16 protein-coding genes are annotated in these 17591 nt (G+C 70.4%); 8 read left to right on the top strand and 8 right to left on the bottom strand.

From position 1 onward, the window contains the following. Positions 1-49: 49 nt before the first annotated feature. Entirely contained in the window at positions 50-1096 is a 1047-nt protein-coding gene (locus tag JRI60_RS03270; protein ID WP_204224412.1) for an AraC family transcriptional regulator ligand-binding domain-containing protein, read from the bottom strand. 99 nt (positions 1097-1195) lie between these two features. On the opposite strand from JRI60_RS03270, the gene JRI60_RS03265 reads away from it, so the two are divergent. After that, positions 1196-2008, top strand: a complete 813-nt coding sequence (locus JRI60_RS03265) for a hypothetical protein (RefSeq protein ID WP_204224411.1) — start codon at positions 1196-1198, stop codon at positions 2006-2008. A 21-nt stretch (positions 2009-2029) separates the two neighbouring features. Here the strand turns inward: JRI60_RS03265 and JRI60_RS03260 are convergent, their stop codons facing one another. Then, entirely contained in the window at positions 2030-3043 is a 1014-nt protein-coding gene (locus JRI60_RS03260) for a diacylglycerol/lipid kinase family protein (protein WP_204228708.1), read from the bottom strand. A gap of 609 nt (positions 3044-3652) precedes the next feature. On the opposite strand from JRI60_RS03260, the gene JRI60_RS03255 reads away from it, so the two are divergent. The 5 genes from JRI60_RS03255 to JRI60_RS03240 all read left to right on the top strand — a co-directional run bounded on the left by JRI60_RS03255 (position 3653) and on the right by JRI60_RS03240 (position 8018). Continuing rightward, the gene (locus JRI60_RS03255; protein ID WP_204224410.1) at positions 3653-4312 is read left to right on the top strand and encodes an Ig-like domain-containing protein; all 660 of its coding nucleotides are present in this window, start codon (positions 3653-3655) and stop codon (positions 4310-4312) included. A 45-nt stretch (positions 4313-4357) separates the two neighbouring features. Beyond that, entirely contained in the window at positions 4358-5824 is a 1467-nt protein-coding gene (locus JRI60_RS03250) for a PEGA domain-containing protein (protein ID WP_204224409.1), read from the top strand. Between the two features lie 64 nt (positions 5825-5888). Then, positions 5889-6020, top strand: a complete 132-nt coding sequence (locus JRI60_RS52970; protein WP_239470314.1) for a DUF5953 family protein — start codon at positions 5889-5891, stop codon at positions 6018-6020. A 25-nt stretch (positions 6021-6045) separates the two neighbouring features. Beyond that, a complete protein-coding gene (locus tag JRI60_RS03245) occupies positions 6046-7455 on the top strand; it encodes an IgA Peptidase M64 (protein ID WP_204224408.1) in 1410 nt (469 codons plus the stop codon). A gap of 104 nt (positions 7456-7559) precedes the next feature. Continuing rightward, positions 7560-8018 (top strand): DUF2267 domain-containing protein, encoded by a 459-nt coding sequence (locus JRI60_RS03240; protein ID WP_204224407.1) that lies wholly within the window; start codon positions 7560-7562, stop codon positions 8016-8018. Between the two features lie 57 nt (positions 8019-8075). Here the strand turns inward: JRI60_RS03240 and JRI60_RS03235 are convergent, their stop codons facing one another. Continuing rightward, positions 8076-8861, bottom strand: a complete 786-nt coding sequence (locus tag JRI60_RS03235) for an SIMPL domain-containing protein (protein ID WP_204224406.1) — start codon at positions 8859-8861, stop codon at positions 8076-8078. Between the two features lie 483 nt (positions 8862-9344). Here JRI60_RS03235 and JRI60_RS03230 point away from each other — a divergent pair, with 483 nt between their 5' ends. Further along, the gene (locus tag JRI60_RS03230; protein WP_204224405.1) at positions 9345-10094 is read left to right on the top strand and encodes a ferredoxin reductase; all 750 of its coding nucleotides are present in this window, start codon (positions 9345-9347) and stop codon (positions 10092-10094) included. A 15-nt stretch (positions 10095-10109) separates the two neighbouring features. Here JRI60_RS03230 and JRI60_RS54330 read toward each other — a convergent pair whose 3' ends face one another. Together JRI60_RS54330 and JRI60_RS03220 are read right to left on the bottom strand one after the other, a co-directional pair. Then, positions 10110-13742, bottom strand: a complete 3633-nt coding sequence (locus JRI60_RS54330; protein WP_204224404.1) for a two-component regulator propeller domain-containing protein — start codon at positions 13740-13742, stop codon at positions 10110-10112. Positions 13743-13861: 119 nt separating this feature from the next. Beyond that, positions 13862-14065 (bottom strand): hypothetical protein, encoded by a 204-nt coding sequence (locus JRI60_RS03220; protein ID WP_204224403.1) that lies wholly within the window; start codon positions 14063-14065, stop codon positions 13862-13864. A 274-nt stretch (positions 14066-14339) separates the two neighbouring features. On the opposite strand from JRI60_RS03220, the gene JRI60_RS03215 reads away from it, so the two are divergent. Further along, positions 14340-14990, top strand: coding sequence for an outer membrane beta-barrel protein (locus JRI60_RS03215; protein WP_239470313.1), 651 nt, complete (start codon positions 14340-14342; stop codon positions 14988-14990). Between the two features lie 11 nt (positions 14991-15001). Here the strand turns inward: JRI60_RS03215 and JRI60_RS03210 are convergent, their stop codons facing one another. The 3 genes from JRI60_RS03210 to JRI60_RS03200 form a co-directional block, all read right to left on the bottom strand. Continuing rightward, positions 15002-15352 (bottom strand): hypothetical protein, encoded by a 351-nt coding sequence (locus JRI60_RS03210; RefSeq protein ID WP_204224401.1) that lies wholly within the window; start codon positions 15350-15352, stop codon positions 15002-15004. Positions 15353-15491: 139 nt separating this feature from the next. Then, entirely contained in the window at positions 15492-16298 is an 807-nt protein-coding gene (locus JRI60_RS03205) for an SEC-C domain-containing protein (RefSeq protein ID WP_204224400.1), read from the bottom strand. Continuing rightward, the gene (locus JRI60_RS03200) at positions 16291-17469 is read right to left on the bottom strand and encodes a hypothetical protein (RefSeq protein ID WP_204224399.1); all 1179 of its coding nucleotides are present in this window, start codon (positions 17467-17469) and stop codon (positions 16291-16293) included. The genes JRI60_RS03205 and JRI60_RS03200 overlap by 8 nt, the downstream gene beginning before the upstream one ends. Positions 17470-17591 lie beyond the last annotated feature (122 nt).

The following is a 17591-nucleotide window of genomic DNA, read 5'->3' as shown; positions in this document are numbered from 1 at the left end:
CCCCGCGTAGTGTTGGTGGGACACGAAGTCAAGACGGTGACGGGTACCCTCACCCCGGCCCTCTCCCGGAGGGAGAGGGAGTGTGGGGAGTGTGGGTCCTCCGGAAGGACTCGGGGCTCATCCCCCACCAACGCTTGAAGGCTCGATGGAACGTGGCCGGTTCTCCGTAGCCCAGGAGGAAGGAGACTTCCGCGATGGACATCCGCCGCCTCAGGTAGTCCTCCGACAGCTCCCGCCTCACCGCCTCCAGGATGCCCGCGTAGCTCTGCCCCTCCTCGGCCAGTTTTCGTTGCAGCGTGCGCTGCGGCATGTGCAGCGCCCTCGCCACCGCTTCGAACGAGAAGTCCCCTCCCGCCAGCGTCCGCCTCACCTGCTCCCGGACCCGCTCCGCCAGGCTCGCCGTCACTGGCAGCTTCGCCAGCGCGCGTTGCGCCTGCTGCTCGAACATCGAGCTCAACAGCGCGTCCGCGTGCACGAAGGGCAGCTCCGCGTCCTCGTGGGAGAACTCGATGTCGTTGTGCGGTGCTCCGAAGACGAGCGGGCAGGCGAAGAGTTCCTCATGCTCCCGGAGGTCCGCGGGCGCGGGGTGGACGAAGCGCACCTGGAGCGGGTGCACGTCCGCTCCGGTGAAGAAGCGCATTCCCACGGCGACCTGGGCCAGCGCGATCTCCGCCATGTGCCGGTGGGCCGGACGCCAGGCTCCCACCGGCGTGAAGCGCATGCGCACCCCGCGCTCCGTCTCCTCCACCTTGAAGCGTTCCCCGTCACCCCAGACACGCTGGTAACGGCACCCGCGCACCATGGACTCCTTCAGGGTCGCGCTCGTGAGAATGACCAGCGAGGCCGCATCGTCCGGATCCACATGGCTCATCCGTGCCATGTGCAGCCCCAGGTTGTCGTCCCCCGTTATCTCCACCGACCGCTCCAGGAGGGTGTCCAGCACGGTGTAGGGAATGCGCAGCTCGGGGTCGTCGAAGTCGGCCAGACGCATGCCCAGCTCGCGGCAGAGCACCTCGACGGGCACACCGTGCTCGGCCGCGATGTTCAGCGCCTGAAGGACCAGCCGGGAGGAGAGGGCGGCAGGAGGGGAGGACATCGCCCGACAGGACGCTAGCGACCGGCTGGCGCCGCCGGCAAGCCGTTCTGGCGCCAGCGGTCAATGCGCAACGGAGGCCTCGCTGGCAACTTTCCCAACATGAACGAGACCCTGACCGCGATGACCCCTCTGCCCCGGCTGCACCTCTTCGAGCTGATCGACCAGGACTGGTACCCGCGAGCCCTGAGAGATCTCGGCACGGACTACCTCGAGACCATCAGCAGCCGGATGGGCATGTTCGACGGCGCGGTGGACGTACTCGCCCGCGCCCTTCGCGCCTCCGAGCGCCAGGAGTTGATCGACCTGGGCTCGGGAGGAGGAGGCGCCCTGCCCGGGCTGCGCGAGCCCCTGGCCTCGAAACACGGGCTGAAGCCCCACGTGCTGCTCACCGACCTGTATCCCAACGTCCAGGCCACCGAGCGGGCCCGCGCCCTGGGCGTCGACTACCTGGAGCGGCCGGTGGATGCCCTGCGGGTGCCCCAGGAGCTCCGGGGCACGCGCACCCTCTTCAATGCCCTCCACCACTTCCGCCCCGAGCAGGTCCGGGCCATGTTCGCGGATGCCCAGGCCAGCGGCGTGCCCATCGCCGCCTTCGAGGTGGTGGAGCGCACGCCCAAGGGCCTCCTCGGCGCGCTGCTCATCCCGTTGCTGGTGCTGCTCTTCACCCCGCTCATCCGGCCGCTGACGCCGCTGCGCCTGCTGCTCACCTACGTGCTCCCGGTGGCCCCGCTCACCATCACCTGGGATGGTCTGGTGTCCGTGCTCCGGGCGCACCGCCCCGAGGAGCTGCGCGCCGTGACGGCCTCGCTGGCCCGTGAGGGCTACACCTGGGAGGTGGGCCAGGTGCCCATGGGCGGCAAGGGCACCCTCACCTACGTGCTCGGGCTCCCCACGGCGCGTGCCAACAGCTGAGCCGGCACGCGCCGCCGTGCCTCACGCCACCCCGACGAGCCGCCGCAGCTGCCGCCAGTCCACGAGCTGCACGGACTCCTGGGCCAGGCTGAACTCGAGCGAGCGCCGCATCCCCATCACGTCGCCGCCCATCTGGAAGGGCACCTCGCGGTCGAAGTCCATGCGCAGGCGCTCGACGAAGAAGTCGTGCATCTTCGGCATCGGGTGCTGGCCGCGCCACAGCTTGAACATGTTGCGCGTGGCCTCCAGCACACCGGCCCCGTAGACGCGCACGGAGAGCCGGTGCGGCACCGCCTGCGCGAAGGGGAAGGCCTTGAAGCCGAAGCCCCACTCGGGCGTGGTGGCCGCTCCGGCGACTCCGGCGGGGCCCTCGTAGAGCAGCGCTCCGGTCTCCCCCCGGGGCAGCGGCATGACCGAGCCCCGCGCATCCACGGTGAGCGCCGGACTCCCCAGGTTGTACACCTTCACCTTCGGGTCGCCCACGCCGAACGTGTGCCGCGGAATGGTGCGGGTGAACATGGCGCCCATGTAGCCGCGCAGACCGGCATTGGCCTCGCGCAGGGGGCCGGCCGGGAACTTCGAGAGCTGGTCCTTGAAGTCCTGCAGCATCTCCGCGTCCCAGCCGGTGCCGGCGAAGGGCGCCACCTTGTTCTCCACCCGCACGAGCGAGAAGAGGCGCAGGGGCGGCAGGCGCTCGCCACAGGCGGCCAGGTGGCTCAGCGCCACCGAGGGCTTCGGCGCTCCAGTGACGCGCGCCCAGGCATTGCCCGTCCCCAGCGGCAGCACGCCGATGGCCGGCAGCGACAGGCCCTGCTCGCGCAGCTCGTTGAGCAGCCCGGTGATGGTTCCATCTCCGCCGCCGGCCAGCAGCAGCGTGGGCGGATTGGGCCGGAGCTGCTCGGAGATCCACGTCCGGGCCTCGTCCAAGGAGCGGGTGAGCGCCAACCGGGCGCGGGGGAAGAAGCGCTGCACCATCCCACCCACTCGTTCCGAGCTGTGGCGGGCACGCAGGTTGACCATCACGGCGATGTTCATGGCGTTGTCACTCTCCCCGAGCCATGTCATGGCTTGGTCATGGCGGACCAGCCCATGCGTCACGTTCCAGTGGCGGACACATGGGGTGTTCCTCCCCAACCCACCCGAGCGCCACGCGCCCCCACGCTGTGGCGCGCTCGTGTCCGGCGCAAGCCCGACGCCAGGGCCAGCAGTCCACCCGCCAGCAGAAGGCACCGGGGCCCCCCTGTTCCTCGTTCCACCCCCGTGCATGGCCGGAAGTCCCCGCCCGGCCGTCGGACCTCCAGTTGACCAAGATGGCGATGACGCACGGCGGCGCACGAGAGCACCCACCGTTCCCCCGCTGGGCGGGCGGGGTAGCGGGAGCCGCCGGGAGGCTCCGGCCAGCTCCGGAACCCGGGATGGGTCGTCCATCGGGCGGGACGGCGGTGGGGCCCCCGAGAGGACACGGAACCGGACCGGAGGAAGAACCACCGTCATGGGTAGGGAGGCTGGTACCCGCCCAAGTCCCTGGAATGAGGGCCTTTTCGCGTCCCCGAGGGTGGGTTGTGGGCATGGCGCGGCGGCTGGTATTTCGAGGCCGTTCGCCCGGCGACCGACGGAACGGGCCGTGCAAACCACCCCACAATCATGAATCTCGCCAGACCCCTCAGTCCGCTCCTCGCCGTCCTCACGGCGGGCTGCATCGTCGTACCCGAGGTGGAAACAGCTCCACGTGAAGTGAACCTCGTCATCCAGGGCGACAGCGGTGAAGGACCGGTCCACACCCGGGGCCCCGACGTGAGCGTGTCGGTCGGTCTGCAGGGGGTCACCCCCAACCTGATCGAGCTGCTCGTCGACGGAAGGAGCGAGGCGCGCCTGGAGCCGCCGGATGCGTACACCTGGGACACGCGGACGCTGACGGAGGGGGCTCACGAGCTCCAGCTCCAGGCCATCGACCGGGGCGAGCTCCTGGTCAGCCCCTCTCGGACGGTGGTGCTGGACCGGACAGCCCCCGCCATCGCGCAACGCAAACCGGCTCCCGGCTCCTCCGTGGCGCGGGACTCGATCATCCAGGCCGAGTTCTCCGAGCCCCTCGAGCCCTCCACGGTGAATGCCGACACGGTGCGGCTGTGGGTCAACGAGCTGGGACAGCAGGTGCAGGCCGAGCTGTCCTCCGATGGCAAGGTCCTGACGGTGAGGACGCGCTACGGGCTGCCGCCCTCCGGGCCCGCCCAGCTCCAGCTGAACGGTGTGACGGACCTGGTGGGCAACCCGGTGCTGAGCTCCTGGGGATGGAACTACCCGTAGCACCCCGCGCACGGCGCACGAACTTTCAACGCTTCGAGGAACGACATGAAGAAGATGATGGTGGTACTCGCCCTCGCGCTCAGTGGCGCGGCGGGAGCGGCTCCGCGCCGCGTGGTGGTGGCCAGCGGTGACTGCAAGGACGCGGAGCTGAGCAGTCAGACCAAGGCCTTCTACACCGCGCTGATGGCCCGTCCGGGCGAGGACGTCCTCTCCGCGGCGGCCTTCACCGAGCGGCTGTTCCCCATGCCCTCCGGCAGCTTCGAGGACATCAAGCGGCAGCTCGACGCCGCGCAGGGACAGTTCTACGAGGCGCGCTACGCCCGGGCGGCCCAGGGGCTCGAGGAGGTCCTCAAGCAGGTGGCCCGTCTCCCGGTGGGCGAGGCCCGCTGGAAGCTGTACGTCGAGGCCCAGCTCCTCCAGGCCCTCAACTCCCGCGCCATGAACCGCGTGAAGGAGAGCGATGACGCCTTCCGCAACGTGCTGCGGTTGGATGCGCAGTACACGCTCGACCCGGACCAGTACACGCCATCCACGCGCCAGGCCTTCGAGAAGCTGCGCAAGGAGCTGGTCAAGGCGAAGAAGGTGAAGCTCTCGGTGAAGTCCACCCTGCCCGCCTCCGAGGTCTTCCTCGATGGCCGGAGCATGGGGCAGACCCCGCTGAGCCTGGAGGTCCCCGCCGGCACCTACGAGCTGGCCCTCAAGAATGGCGAGGCCGTCAGCTTCCCCCGGCAGATTCCGGTGCAGGGCGAGGAGACGCCGGTGCTCGTGGACCTGGCGTACGAGGGCTCCATCTCGGCCAGCCCCTTTCCCTGCCTCGCCTCCGGCGACGATGACGACAAGGTGCTCTCGCACGCCGTCCGCATGGGCGGCACCCTGGGCGTGGAGGAGGTCATCGTCGTGAGGCTGGAGCGGGCGAGCAGCGGCCCCAAGTGGCTCGCCGCCACCGTGCTCAACGTGGAGGGCGGCCAGAAGCTGCGCGAGGGTGGATTCAAGACGCAGGGGCTCGACGCTCCGGCCGAGTCCCTCACCGCGCTGGTCGACTACGTCACCACCGGAAAGACGCAGCCCAGCGTCGTGGTGCTCAGCTCCAACATCCAGCCGCCCTGGGCCGCCGCCGCGGAACCGAGCGCCTCCGCTGCGGACGACACGAAGGAGGCGAAGTCAGGCTCCGTGCGTCCCCTGCGCGCCGTCTCCTACGTCGTGCTGGGCGTGGGCGTCGCCAGCTTGGCGGGCGCTGGCGTCGTGCGGATCGCCGCGGAGCCGGACTGGCAGGCGCTCCAGCCCCACATCAACGCCAACAACAAGGTCGACGCCAACGACACGGTCGGCAAGGAGATCCTCGGCAGGCTCGGGCAGAAGGCCAACATCCTCAATGGTCTGCTCATCGGCTCGGGCGCAGCGCTCGCCACCGGGGCCGTGCTCTACCTCCTCTCGCCCGAGCCCCCGCCTGTCTCGGTGGGCGTCACCGCCACGCCCAATGGCGCGGGTGCCTCGCTCTCGGGGACGTTCTGACCGCTGTCGGCGCCGGAGCGCGTGGATCGCAATCTCAACGTCGTCGTCATGGACTGATGCCAAAATGCCGACCGCGCAGAATGACATTGGCACGGACGCGCCGCTCGATCTCGACCACCCTGCGCACCTCGACGCGCTCCTGAGGGCCTACGAGCGCTTCCCGGAGCTCGGCGGGCGCTCCTCGGGGACGTTCTGACTCAGTCTCGGGTACGTTCCCGGCCATGAACGTCCTGCTGGCCCTGCTGCTGGCCGCGAGCACTCCCGCTCCCGCCACCTTCCGCGTCGACTACTTCCACACCGGCAACGCCTCCGAGGAGCGCTTCAGCCTCGACCGCCTCGTCGTGGAACCCCTGCCCTGGCCCGGTAATCCCTCCCGCTCCATCGACGAGACCAACCTCGGCAAGTACCTCTTCGAGGTGCGCGACCTCGACACCAACCGCATGCTCTACTCTCGCGGCTTCGCCTCCATCTACGGCGAGTGGGAGACCACTCCCGAGGCCCGCGAGGTGAACCGCACCTTCCACGAGTCCCTCCGCTTCCCCTCCCCGGCCAGGCCCGTCCAGGTCATCCTCAAGAAGCGCGCCAAGGACAACTCCTTCCGCGAGGTGTGGAGCCTCACCGTCGACCCCAAGGACATGTTCGTCGACCCGTCCAACCCCGGTGCTCCAGGCCCCCTCGTGAAGCTGCTCGAGAACGGCCCTCCCGCCGACAAGGTGGACCTGCTCATCCTCGGCGACGGCTACACCGAGAAGGAGCGCCCCCGCTTCGAGAAGGACGCGCGGCGGCTCGTCGACATCCTCTTCACCTTCTCTCCCTTCAAGGAGCGCAAGTCGGACTTCAACGTCTGGGGCCTCATGCCCGCCTCCCGTCAGTCCGGCATCTCCCGGCCTTCCACCGGCATCCACCGCGACTCCCCCGTCGGCGCCACCTATGACGCCTTCGGCAGCGAGCGCTACGTCCTCACCTTCGAGAACCGCCGCTTCCGCGACCTCGCCGCGTTCGCCCCCTACGAGTTCGTCGAGATCCTCGTCAACGGCAACACCTATGGCGGCGGCGGCATCTTCGGCCTCTACAGCACCGTCGCCGCCGACAACCTCTGGTCCCCCTATGTCTTCGTCCACGAGTTCGGCCACCACTTCGCCGGCCTCGCCGACGAGTACTACACCTCCGACTCCGCCTATGCCCCCGCCGAGGACCGCGTGGAGCCCTGGGAGAAGAACGTCACCGCGCTGAAAGACCCCTCCCGCCTCAAGTGGAAGGACCTGGTCGCCGCCAGCACCCCCCTGCCCACTCCGTGGAAGAAGGACGAGTACGAGGAGCATGCGCGCAAGGTGCTCGAGCAGCGCCGCCGCATCCGCGCCGAGCGCCGCCCCGAATCGGAGATGGATGCCCTCTTCACCGCCCAGCGCGACTGGGAGGAGCCCTTCCTCTCCCAGCAGCAGTACTCCGGCAAGGTCGGTGCCTTCGAGGGCGCCATGTACGAGGCCCGCGGCTACTACCGGCCCCAGCTCGACTGCGTCATGTTCACCCGCGACCGCGTCCCCTTCTGCTCCGTCTGCCAGCGCTCCCTCTCCGAGGTCATCGACCTGTACGCCAGCAAGGGCTCCAGGGCCTCCAAGCCCTCTCCCTGAGCCCGGTCACCCGCTCTCCTGCCATGGGACCCGCTCCGGCCCCCGCCTGCTGCCGCCCGGGTCCGACGTCACCAACCTGACAGGGAAAGGAGGCGGACACACCCATGGCCATGATGCACAATCAGGAGACGGAGTCCTGGTCTGGTGAAGGTGTAGGAACGAGCGTGGAGTCCTTCCTCGCGCGCATCAACCGCGAGGTCCCCGAGTACTCCCCGTCCGAGGCGGCCGATGCCGTGATGAGCGCGCTCTGCGAGCGGCTCCCCGGTGGGCTCGTACAGGAATTGAAAGAGCAGTTCCCCGAGGGGCTCCGCAGGCTCTTCGAACGCGGTTGGAAGGACCGTAGCGCTCCCGCTCAGAAGTTCGACAAGGACGACTTCTACCTCGACATCGCCGAGCGCATGCAGATCGAGGCAGAGAACGTCCGCCTCGTCCTCCACGTCGTCTTCGCCTCCATCCACTCGCAGATCACCGAGCGGCTGGCCGAGAAGATCGACAGCGAGCTGCCTCCCAACATCTCCGGCACCTGGAACGCCGCGCGCCGCGCCGCCGACCTGCCTCGCTGACACCGAGTCACACACGAAGCCCCGGTGGTCCTCTCGCCCCCGGGGCTTTCCCCTGCCCTAACGGCCAGGCCCCTGCTCGATGGCGAAGACGAGCGTCACCGTCGCTTGAATCGTCTGCTCCTGCGGCTGGATGGGCGTCGTCGCGTCCCGCGCTCCCGCGGCGCTCGCCATCTCGAAGCGCGTCACCACCGGGATGGGGCGCTGCGGCTCCGTCACCGTGCTCGCGTCCAGCACCGGTCCCAGTCTCACCCCCAGCGACGACGCCAACACCTGCGCTGATTGTCTCGCCCTCTCCACCGCGTTCCTCAACGCCTCCCCCTGCGCCACCTCCGGCTTGCTCAGCCCGAACCGCACCGACTCCACCCGGTTCGCCCCCGCGTTCAACGCCGTGTCCAGCAGCGGCCCCACCCGCGCCAGCTCGCGCACGTGCACCTCCACCGTGTTGCTCACCCGGTACCCCTTCAGCTTCGGCGCCTCGTCCGCCCTCGTCGGCGGCTGGTACTCCGGCGACACCGTGTAGTTGCGCGTCTCGATCTCCTCCCGCGGTATCCCCGCCTTCACCAGCGCCCCCACCACCTTCTCCATCTTCCTCGCGTTCTCCTCCGCCGCCGCCTTCGCCGTCGGCGCCAGCGTCTCCATCCCCAGGTCCATGAAGGCCTCGTCCGGCTCCACCTTCACCTCTCCCAGTCCTTCCACACGGAGCGTTCTCTCTCCTCTCGCGACGATGGGGACCGTGGGCGTTGGGGCCGGCGGCGGCGGTGGTTCCCTCGGTTGGGCCTTCGCGAGTGGGGCCAGCGTGCTCATCAGCAGGACCAGCAGCAGGGCCGTGCGCGCAACCGACATCGACGTGCCTCCTCTCGGCGGGCTCCCTTTCAAGGTGGGACCGCGTGCAAGGGGTGGCAGTGTTCCCCGGCGAGTGTGCTGGGGCTGGTTGCTCGGTGGGGAGGGGTGCACGGGTGGAAATCGGGACGACCCTCACCCCAGCCCTCTCCCAGAGGGAGAGGGAGCGCACACGGGTTCAACCCAGGGCTCGCCTACTCTCACCCCCGACCCCTCTCCCGGAGGGAGAGGGAGGGGGTTGCCCTCGTACCTCCTCTCCCTCTCGCCCTGTTACCGGCCCGACAGCTTCGCTCCTCTGTATCGCGCCAGGGCTGCGTTCCCTGGTTCTCCAGATGAAACGGATGAATCCGTCGGTGTCCACCTACCACCTATGGGCAAGCCCCCAGGTGCATTGCCGCCCCGGAATGCACTGCCCATCCTCCCGACGGTCGGACCGGATCCTTCCATGGACCCGGTCTGGCCCTGAAGTCGAGGGGGGGAAACATCGTGGCCACTGACACCCTGCGCCTGCGCGTGCGGCGCATCACGCCCGAAGCCGAGGGCATCTTCTCCTATGAGCTCGTTGCCTCCAACGGCGGCCGCCTGCCGCCCTTCGAGGCCGGCTCCCACCTGGACGTCCACGTCCCCGGTGGTTTCCTGCGGCAGTACTCGCTCTGCAACGACCCGGAGGACACCCACCACCGCTACGTCATCGCCGTCCAACGAGATGACCACGGCCGCGGCGGCTCCCGCGCCATGCACGAGCTGGTGCGCGAGGGCGACGTGCTCACCACCAGCTTCCCGCACTGCGACTTCCCGCTGCTGTACGCACGTCGCTATGTGCTCGTGGCGGGTGGCATCGGCATCACCCCGCTGCTCTCCATGGCCTATGCCCTGCGGCGTCAGCACATCCCCTGGCACCTGCACTACTGCACCCGCTCGCCCGAGCGCACCGCCTTCCGCGCCCGGCTCTCCTCCGCCTTCGCCGGCCACGTCACCCTCCACCATGATGGGGGGGACCCCGCCCGCGGGCTCGACGTGAAGGCCCTGCTCGCCACGCGCACCGGCGGCACCCGCCTCTACTGCTGCGGCCCCGCCGGCCTCATGCGCGCCGTGCGCGAAGCCTCCCTCCTCCACCAGTGGCCCCGCGAGAAGGTCCACTTCGAGGCCTTCTCCGCCGAGGCCTCCGGCGCCATCATCGACCGGGCAGACACACGCCGCCGGGTCGTCGTCGAGCACAGCCCCGGCGCCACCTGACCGGCAGGCGCCCTCTCAGGCCGCCTGGCCCGGCTCCACGGTGCGCGCCTTGGCCACCCAGTCGCGCACCTGCTCGCGCAGCTTCTGCGGATCGAACGGCTTGTCCACCCGCGCGTTCTGCACCTGATCCATGAAGGCCCTCGCCGCCGGCGTGAACGCCCCTCCGGTGAGGAACACCATCCGCCGGGCCACCTCGGGCGCCGCCGCCGTCAGCTCGGCGTGCAGGTCCATCCCCGTCAGGTCCGGCATCATCAGGTCGCACAGAATCACGTCCAGCTGCTGCCCCTTCGGGCCCTTGAGCAGCTCCAACGCCTGGCGCGAGTTCGTCACCACCTCCACGTCGTGCTCGCGCGCCAGCGTGCGCCTCACCGCCGAGCTCACCATCACATCGTCGTCCACGATCATCACTCGGCCACGCACACGCGCACCCTCCTGCTCTTGTTGCACCGGACGTACTCCCTGCTGGGGCTGGGCCACGGGCGCCACCGCCACCTTCAGTGTCACACGAACCACCGTCCCCTTGCCCGGCTCACTCTCCACGGTGATCTCTCCCCCCATCGCAGTGATGTAGCGATGACACAGCGCCAGCCCCAACCCCGTACCCACACCCACCGGCTTGGTGGTGAAGAAGGGGTCGAAGATGCGACCCAGGACCTCGGGCGGAATCCCACACCCGGTGTCCCGTACCTCCGCCACCACCCGCTCCCCCTCCCGCCGCGTCACCAGCCTCACCTCGTTGCGCGCCGCCTGCCCCTCGGGCAGCGCCTGCGCCGCGTTGATGATGAGGTTGAGGAAGACCTGTGCCAGCCGCGACTCGTTGCCGTCCACCCACGCGGAGTCCGCGTACTCCTTCTCCAGCCGGGCCCGCGGGGTCAGCTCGTTGCCCGCCAGCTTCGCCGCCGAGTCCAGCACCGCGTTCAGGTCCACCGGCCCGCGGGCCTCCTCGTCGCCCCGGGAGAACGTCTTCAAGTCCCTCACGATGCGCCGCACCCGGTCCGCCCCGTGCCAGGCCTCGCGCAGCGCCCGATCCATGTCCTCCAGCCGCTTGCGGCCCGGCGCCTGCGCGGGCAGCTCCCTGCCCAGCGCCGCCGCCTCCGTGCTCGCGAACTCCAGGTTGGAGACGATGTAGGCCAGCGGATTGTTGATTTCGTGTCCCACGCCCGCCGCCAGCGTGCCCACCGCCGCCATCTTCCCCGCCTGCACCAGCTGCGACTGGGCCTGACGCAACGCCCGCAGGTTCTCGTCCAGCTCGCGGTTGGCGGCCGCCAGCTCACGCGTGCGCTCCTCCACGCGCGCCTCCAGCCAGCGCTCGCGCCTCTTGAGCCGGACCGCCTTCAGCGCGTACCCGCCCAGAGCCACCACCCCCAGCACGCACAGGGAGTAGAACCACCGCGTCTGGTAGAAGAGCGGAATGAGCGTCAGCTCCACCACCGCGCCGGGCTCCATCCACACCCCGTCCCGGTTGGCGGCCGTCACCACGAAGCGGTAGTCCCCCGGCGGCAGGTGCGTGTACGAGACGGCGCGCCGATCCTCCGCGTCCACCCACTCATTGTCGTAGCCCTCCAGCTGGTAGCGGATGGGCACCCGCGTGGAGTCTCCCAGCGACAGCGCGGTGAAGCGGAACTCCACGTCCCGCTGTCCCGGCTGCAACACCAGCCCGCCAGAGGCCGGCACCGGACGCGGCTTGCCCTGCACTCGCACCTCCTCCAGGCGCGGCTCCGCGGGCGGCCGGCGCACCACCACCTCCGACGGCTCCACCGCCACCACGCCCCGCAGCGTGGGGAACCACAGCCGCCCGTCCCTCGAGCGCCACCCCGCGGGGAACATGGCCCCGTTGCACTCGGAGCTGCGCATGCCGTCGCGCCGGTCGAAGATGAGGGGCTCCACCGAGGTGCGCTGGCCCTGGGCCACCTCCTCCAGCTCGCGCCGCGACAGCCGGGAGATGCCCTTGTTGCAGCTCATCCACAGGTGCCCCTCCGCGTCCTCGAGGATGCGGAAGACGGCGTCGTCGTAGAGCCCCTGCGCCGTGGTGAAGCGGGTGAAGCGCCCGCCCCTCAGCAGGGTGAGGCCCTTGCTCGTCCCCACCCACAGGCCACCCCGGGGGTCCGCGTACACGTCCAGCACCCGGTTGCCCGTCAGCCCGTCCGCCGTCGTGTAGCGCGTGAAGGTGTCGCCCGACAGCCGGTACAGCCCCGAGAAGGAGCCGAACCAGAGCGAGCCCTCGGAGTCCTCGGCGACGGAGACGACGGGCTGGTCCGGGCCCCCGCGCTCCGGACCGAAGTGCGTGAAGGTACCCGCGCGCAGGCGGCTCAGTCCCTTGAGGGTGCCAAACCACACGTCCCCTCGCGAGTCGACGAAGAGGGAGAAGAGGACCTCGCCCGTCAGCCCCTGCTCCTCGCCCACCCGGGTGAAGCGCTGGCCGTCGTAGCGGAAGGCGCCCCCGGTGGTGCCCACCCACAGCGTGCCCTCCCGGTCCTCGGCGAGCGCGCGCACGTTGCCCTGCGGCAGCCCCTGCTCCGGGCCGAAGACGGTGGTCACCCCGTCCTTCATCCGCGCCAGCCCGCCCGAGAAGGTGCCCACCCACAGCGCGCCCTGCCGGTCCTCCATCACCACCGAGGTCAGCTCGTCCGGGATGCCCTCGGGCTGGCCGAAGGACACGAAGGTGCCGTCGCGCAGCCGGTTGAGCCCGCCCGTCATCGTCCCCACCCAGAGGGTGCCCTCGCGGTCCTCCAGCAGCGAGGACACGCTGGCGCTGGACAGGCCCTCCTTCGAGCCGAGCACCGCGAAGGTCTCGCCCGACCAGCGCGCCAGCCCGCCCCCATCCGTGCCCACCCACAGGTTGCCGTGACGGTCCTCCACCAGGGAGATGACCTTGTTGGCCGGCAGCCCGTCGCGCGTGGTGAAGAGCCGGGCCCGGCCCTCGTGCAGGCGGATCAGCCCCTCCTCCGTGCCGATCCACACCGACTTGTCATGGGACTCGAACAGCGCCCGCACCGACGAGCGGCCCGGAGGCCCCGTCGGCAGACGCACCGGCTCCAGCCCGCCCTCGGACAGGCGCACCAAGCCGCGGGCCGTTCCCACCCACGTGGTGCCCCCATGGTCCACCAGCACCGCCCGCACCCGCTCGTCGGGCAGGCCCTGCTCGGTGCCGTAGTGCCGCGCCCGACCGCCCTCGAGGCGGAAGAGGCCCTCGTCCACGCCCACCCACAGGCTGCCGTCCGCACCGGGCGCGAGCGCGCGCACCTCCACCTCGCCCGGCCCCGACTCCACGTCCACGCGCTCGAAGCGGCCCTCCCGGTACGCGACGAGCCCCCGCACCGTGCCCACCCACAGCGTGCCCGCCGCGTCCTCGGCGAGCGCGCGGATGACCTCGTCGCGCAGCTCCGGCGTGTTGTGCTTGTCGTAGGTGGTGAAGTGCACGCCGTCGAAGCGGACCAGACCCTCCCACGTGCCGCCCCACAGGTAGCCATCCCGCGTCTGCGCCAGCGCGAAGACGGTGTTCTGCGGCAACCCGTCCTCGTCCTTCCAGAAATCGTGGCTGTACTGCGTGACGCGACGGGTGGGATCCAACGCGAGCGCGGGCCCGCCCAGGCCCATCACCAACGCGATCGCCAGCCTCAGCAGGCCGTGCACCCTGTCTCGCCGCATTCCAGCCAACATGTGCCATGCCCGACAGTCCGGGAGCAAACCCGGAACTCGACGCGGTGCGGCCAGACGGGCAGGCGCTCGCAACTCCCGGAAGCCGGGGAGGGGTGTGTACGCACTGCTTACACCACCTCACCCCGTGAGAAGATGCGCCGCAGCAGGGCCTCGCCCTCGGAGCGAGGAGGCGCCGGTGACAGGAACGACGGCACCCCCTGCACGACGGGAGGGGAGTCCCGTCCTGGGTTCCGGCTCCAGAAGGGGCTCGGGAAGTGGAGACAGGCCGTGTCCGGCTCGGTGAACGGAAGCTGTCCGGTCTGGCGGAACATGGGGACTCCCTGGGAAGGAACGGCGCACCAGACGCAGTCTGCCCTCCCTCCCTGACATGCCAGGTCATCCGCGCCCACGTGACGGGCCGCGGAGCGCGGACGGGCTCCCGAGTCCTTCCCTTATTCCCCCTGCCCGCCCCTCTCCCACCGTCCGCCGGGCTCCAGGCGGGGAACCGGACCCCTTGCTCCGAACCATTGCCACCCTCCGAGCCCCAACCCCAGCTTGCCAGCGGACACTCGAAAGGAGTCCATCACCATGAAGTCCGTCATCCGGATGGGTTTATGTGTCGCGGCGCTGTGGAGCGGCGCGGCACTCGCGGGAGACGACAGTTGGAAACAGCCGTACGGCGGCTCCGGGCAGGCGGGGCAGGACGAGCCGCGGCCGGTATACCGGACCGTGGAGAGAGGGGCCGACACGGGCCTCTACGTCCTGCTGGGCGGAGGCACCGACGGCTACACCGGCCAGCTCGCACCCGAGCTGAACCCGGGCTTCGCCTATGGTGCCACCGTGGGTGTGAAGCCCTCGAAGATCCTCGGCCTGGAGCTGGGCTACAGCGGCGGCCTGAACGACATCGACCTGGCGGGACCGGGCGGCGCGGCGGATGGCGCGGACATCGTGCGCAACGGCGCCCAGGCGGCCGTCACCCTGGGACTCACCCCCACCCGGCTGCAGCCCTACGTGATGGGCGGCATCGGCATCGAGCACTTCAACGTGCGCGGCGCCGGCCAGGTGTTCGGCTTCCAGGATGACACCAGCGGGTACGTGCCCGCCGGCGTGGGCCTGCGCTACAACATCGGCAGGCTGCTCACCGCGGACGCACGGGTGAACTACAACATCCCGTTCGAGCAGGACTTCGCCCCCGTCGACAACAACATCGGCAACGGGCGCTACCAGGCCCTGCTGCAGCTCGGCGGTACGTACTAGCCGGCCGGACCTCAGGGGAAACGCGCGAGGAAGGCACCCAGCTTCACGCCTGCCTCGCGCGTGGCTGGGTCCAATCCCTTCGGCCCCGCCGCCGGGAGCTGCATCGCCAGCTCCACCAGGGCCGGCTTCATCTCGTCCCAGGCCGCCGCGGCTTCCGGCTCGCTCCCGAAGTAGCGGCGGTGCACCAGCCACCCTGAAATCCCGCACGTCAGCGCGTGGAACGAGCGCGAGAGGTCCTCCTCCAGGGTGAGCCGCAACCCCGCCGGGTGCTCCTCGTCCCGGACGATGGTGCCGCCCTCCGCGCCCTCCAGCCCCAACGTGCTCCCACCTTCCGCCGGCCTCCAGCTCTGCTCGTCGCTCATCGCCTCACGTGCCTCCCGCGCGGAGTCCACCGGCCTCGTCAGCTCCTCGCAACCGCCCGCGTGCCCGCTCGTGCGGTAGCGGGCAACGGAGCGCTCCTCGGCCCGGGCACCCCACGAGCGTCTTTCAAGGGAGCGGACCTTATCGGGAGTCGCGGCCCAGGTGGCACTCCTCGTACCTCAACCCGCTGCCGCACCAGCAGGGATCGTCACGCCCGGGAGGCTCCGGGAGTGGGGACATCGAGTCGAGCATCCGCCACAACATCCCGCCGAGCCACCGCCGCGAGCTCCGGGCCCGCTCGAGCTTCTCGCGCCGGGCCGCGTCGAGCGTCCCGCCGAGCTTCACGATGGCACTCTCCAGCTCGATGAGGGCCTGGTTGGCGAACAGGTCCTCCACGTCCTCGTCCAAGGGACACGCATCGAAGGCATGCATCAAGGGCTCGAGGGCCCGCGGCTCTCCGTAGCGCGCCAGCGCCAACGCGCCCTGACCGGGGTCCTCCCGGAGCAGCTCGAGGAGCGCCTCGAAGATGCGCTCGTCCCGCGCGCCGCTGTGGGCCAGCACGGAGAGCTGTCCGAGACGCGCATCCAGGGTCCGGGCCTCGGCGAGCGCCTCCAGCGCGAGGGGAGCCACCGCAGGCCCCAGGTCCTCCAGCGCGTAGAGCAGCGCGTCATGGAGAACCTCCCCGGGCCGGGTGAGCAGGAGCCGCCGCACCAGGGGCCCGAGGGCCTCGGGAGCCCGGAGCTCCGACAGCAGCTCCGCCGCGTGCACGGGCGCGTACCCGCCCCCCGGCGCCTCGTCCCTGGCCAACGACTCGTCCCCCAGGAGCGCCAGCAGCGGCTCCACGGCCTCGGAGCCACGCGCGAGGATGTCCGCGCGCAACCGGGAGGGCACGAGGCGGGTGTGCTCCAGGAGCTGGTGCACCAGCTCCCGCGTGTCCCGCTCAGCCATGGGGCCAACCTCCTCGCAGGCACCGGTGGGACTCCTCCACGAGCTCGGGGTCGTTGGACACCGTGAGCTGCTCAGGCAGGGACGCGAGCACCTCCCAGACGCGCTCCCACCACTCCGCCAGCTCCGAGTCGCTCACCAGGCCGAGCCGGTGCAGGTACTCGCCCCACGGGCGCAACGCCATGGCCGTGGCCCCGTGCACGTGCGGGTGCAGGCTGCGCTCATCGGGGATGGAGCGCACCCAGTGCTCCAGGTCACCCGGCACGGGCAGCAGCACGTGCATGGCGCGATTCATCACCCCCTGGTAGCCGAAGGGACCGGGCAGCAGGTGGAAGAGCTCCGGGAAGACGAGCTGCGGGCGACCCCACGGCCAGCTCCGCCGCACGCGCAGCTCCGGCTCGAAGGACAGCAGCAGCGCCCGCTGCTCGTCGAAGAACTCCTCCGGGGACATGTTGAGCAGGAACTGCTGGGTGCGACGCTTCCAGGGCTCCCGGCCGGTGCGCAGCGCCAGCGCTCGTCCCACCCAGTGCGGCACCGCCCTGGCGAAGACCGACAGGCGCTCGTTCAACGCCTCCAGGGACAGGTCCGGCGTCTCGCGCAGCGCCACGTCCATGCACGTGAGCACCGAGCGCGACACGTAGTCGACGCGCGTCCACTCGGCGAGCGTCTCGTCCTCGCGCACCTGGGGCCACGCCTCCAGCAGGCCGGCGAGCGCCTCCTCGATGCGGCCCTGGTAGAGACACCACTCGGCGAGCCGCATCACCAGGGTGGCATCCCCCGTCTCGCGAGCCAGCGCGGTGAGCGCCCCCTTCACGTCCCGGCCGGGCAGACGCAGGGCCAGCTCCGTGCGCCAGGTACGCACCGCCGGCTCCGCGTCGTGCACGCGCGGGACCCGCTCCTTCCAGGCATCGAGCAGCCCCTCGAGCTCCTCGTACCGGCCCGCCGCGTCGAGCGCCTCCTCGACGCGGCTGCCCACCTCGAAGGCATCCTCCTCGTCGAAGCCGGGGTGCATGGCGGCCTCGCGCGCCAGCACCAGCTTCTCGTCGACGGAGGCCTCCGCCAGTCGCTCATAGAAGGACAGGGGCAATTCCTCGCGCTCGGGCTCCGCGTTGTCCGCCTCTCCCCTCGGGAGCTTCCGCGTCCGCTCCGTCCTCTGCCGTGGATCGTTTCCCATGCGCGGGGCACTGTAGACACGACCGCGTAAGTCGGCATCAAAATATGACCTGAAATGTCGTATGCGGAGCGTGCTCGTCGACCCGGACGTGCCCGGCCGGGTGCATGCAACCCATTCCGAGA

This window comes from Archangium violaceum, assembly GCF_016887565.1.
Lineage (GTDB): Bacteria > Myxococcota > Myxococcia > Myxococcales > Myxococcaceae > Archangium > Archangium violaceum_B.
The sequence above is the reverse complement of the archived record's forward strand: the minus strand, read 5'-3'. Positions and strand labels throughout refer to the sequence as shown.

Bases quoted from the DNA above. Each gene is read 5' to 3' on its own strand.
- JRI60_RS03240 (WP_204224407.1), top strand. From the start codon at position 7,560: ATGGCCATGATGCACAATCAGGAGACGGAGTCCTGGTCTGGTGAAGGT.
- JRI60_RS03235 (WP_204224406.1), bottom strand. From the start codon at position 8,861: ATGTCGGTTGCGCGCACGGCCCTGCTGCTGGTCCTGCTGATGAGCACG.
- JRI60_RS03270 (WP_204224412.1), bottom strand. From the start codon at position 1,096: ATGTCCTCCCCTCCTGCCGCCCTCTCCTCCCGGCTGGTCCTTCAGGCG.
- JRI60_RS54330 (WP_204224404.1), bottom strand. From the start codon at position 13,742: ATGCGGCGAGACAGGGTGCACGGCCTGCTGAGGCTGGCGATCGCGTTG.
- JRI60_RS03265 (WP_204224411.1), top strand. From the start codon at position 1,196: ATGAACGAGACCCTGACCGCGATGACCCCTCTGCCCCGGCTGCACCTC.
- JRI60_RS03200 (WP_204224399.1), bottom strand. From the start codon at position 17,469: ATGGGAAACGATCCACGGCAGAGGACGGAGCGGACGCGGAAGCTCCCG.
- JRI60_RS03215 (WP_239470313.1), top strand. From the start codon at position 14,340: ATGGGTTTATGTGTCGCGGCGCTGTGGAGCGGCGCGGCACTCGCGGGA.
- JRI60_RS03220 (WP_204224403.1), bottom strand. From the start codon at position 14,065: ATGTTCCGCCAGACCGGACAGCTTCCGTTCACCGAGCCGGACACGGCC.
- JRI60_RS03255 (WP_204224410.1), top strand. From the start codon at position 3,653: ATGAATCTCGCCAGACCCCTCAGTCCGCTCCTCGCCGTCCTCACGGCG.
- JRI60_RS03260 (WP_204228708.1), bottom strand. From the start codon at position 3,043: ATGAACATCGCCGTGATGGTCAACCTGCGTGCCCGCCACAGCTCGGAA.
- JRI60_RS03205 (WP_204224400.1), bottom strand. From the start codon at position 16,298: ATGGCTGAGCGGGACACGCGGGAGCTGGTGCACCAGCTCCTGGAGCAC.
- JRI60_RS03245 (WP_204224408.1), top strand. From the start codon at position 6,046: ATGAACGTCCTGCTGGCCCTGCTGCTGGCCGCGAGCACTCCCGCTCCC.
- JRI60_RS03250 (WP_204224409.1), top strand. From the start codon at position 4,358: ATGAAGAAGATGATGGTGGTACTCGCCCTCGCGCTCAGTGGCGCGGCG.
- JRI60_RS03210 (WP_204224401.1), bottom strand. From the start codon at position 15,352: ATGAGCGACGAGCAGAGCTGGAGGCCGGCGGAAGGTGGGAGCACGTTG.
- JRI60_RS52970 (WP_239470314.1), top strand. From the start codon at position 5,889: ATGCCGACCGCGCAGAATGACATTGGCACGGACGCGCCGCTCGATCTC.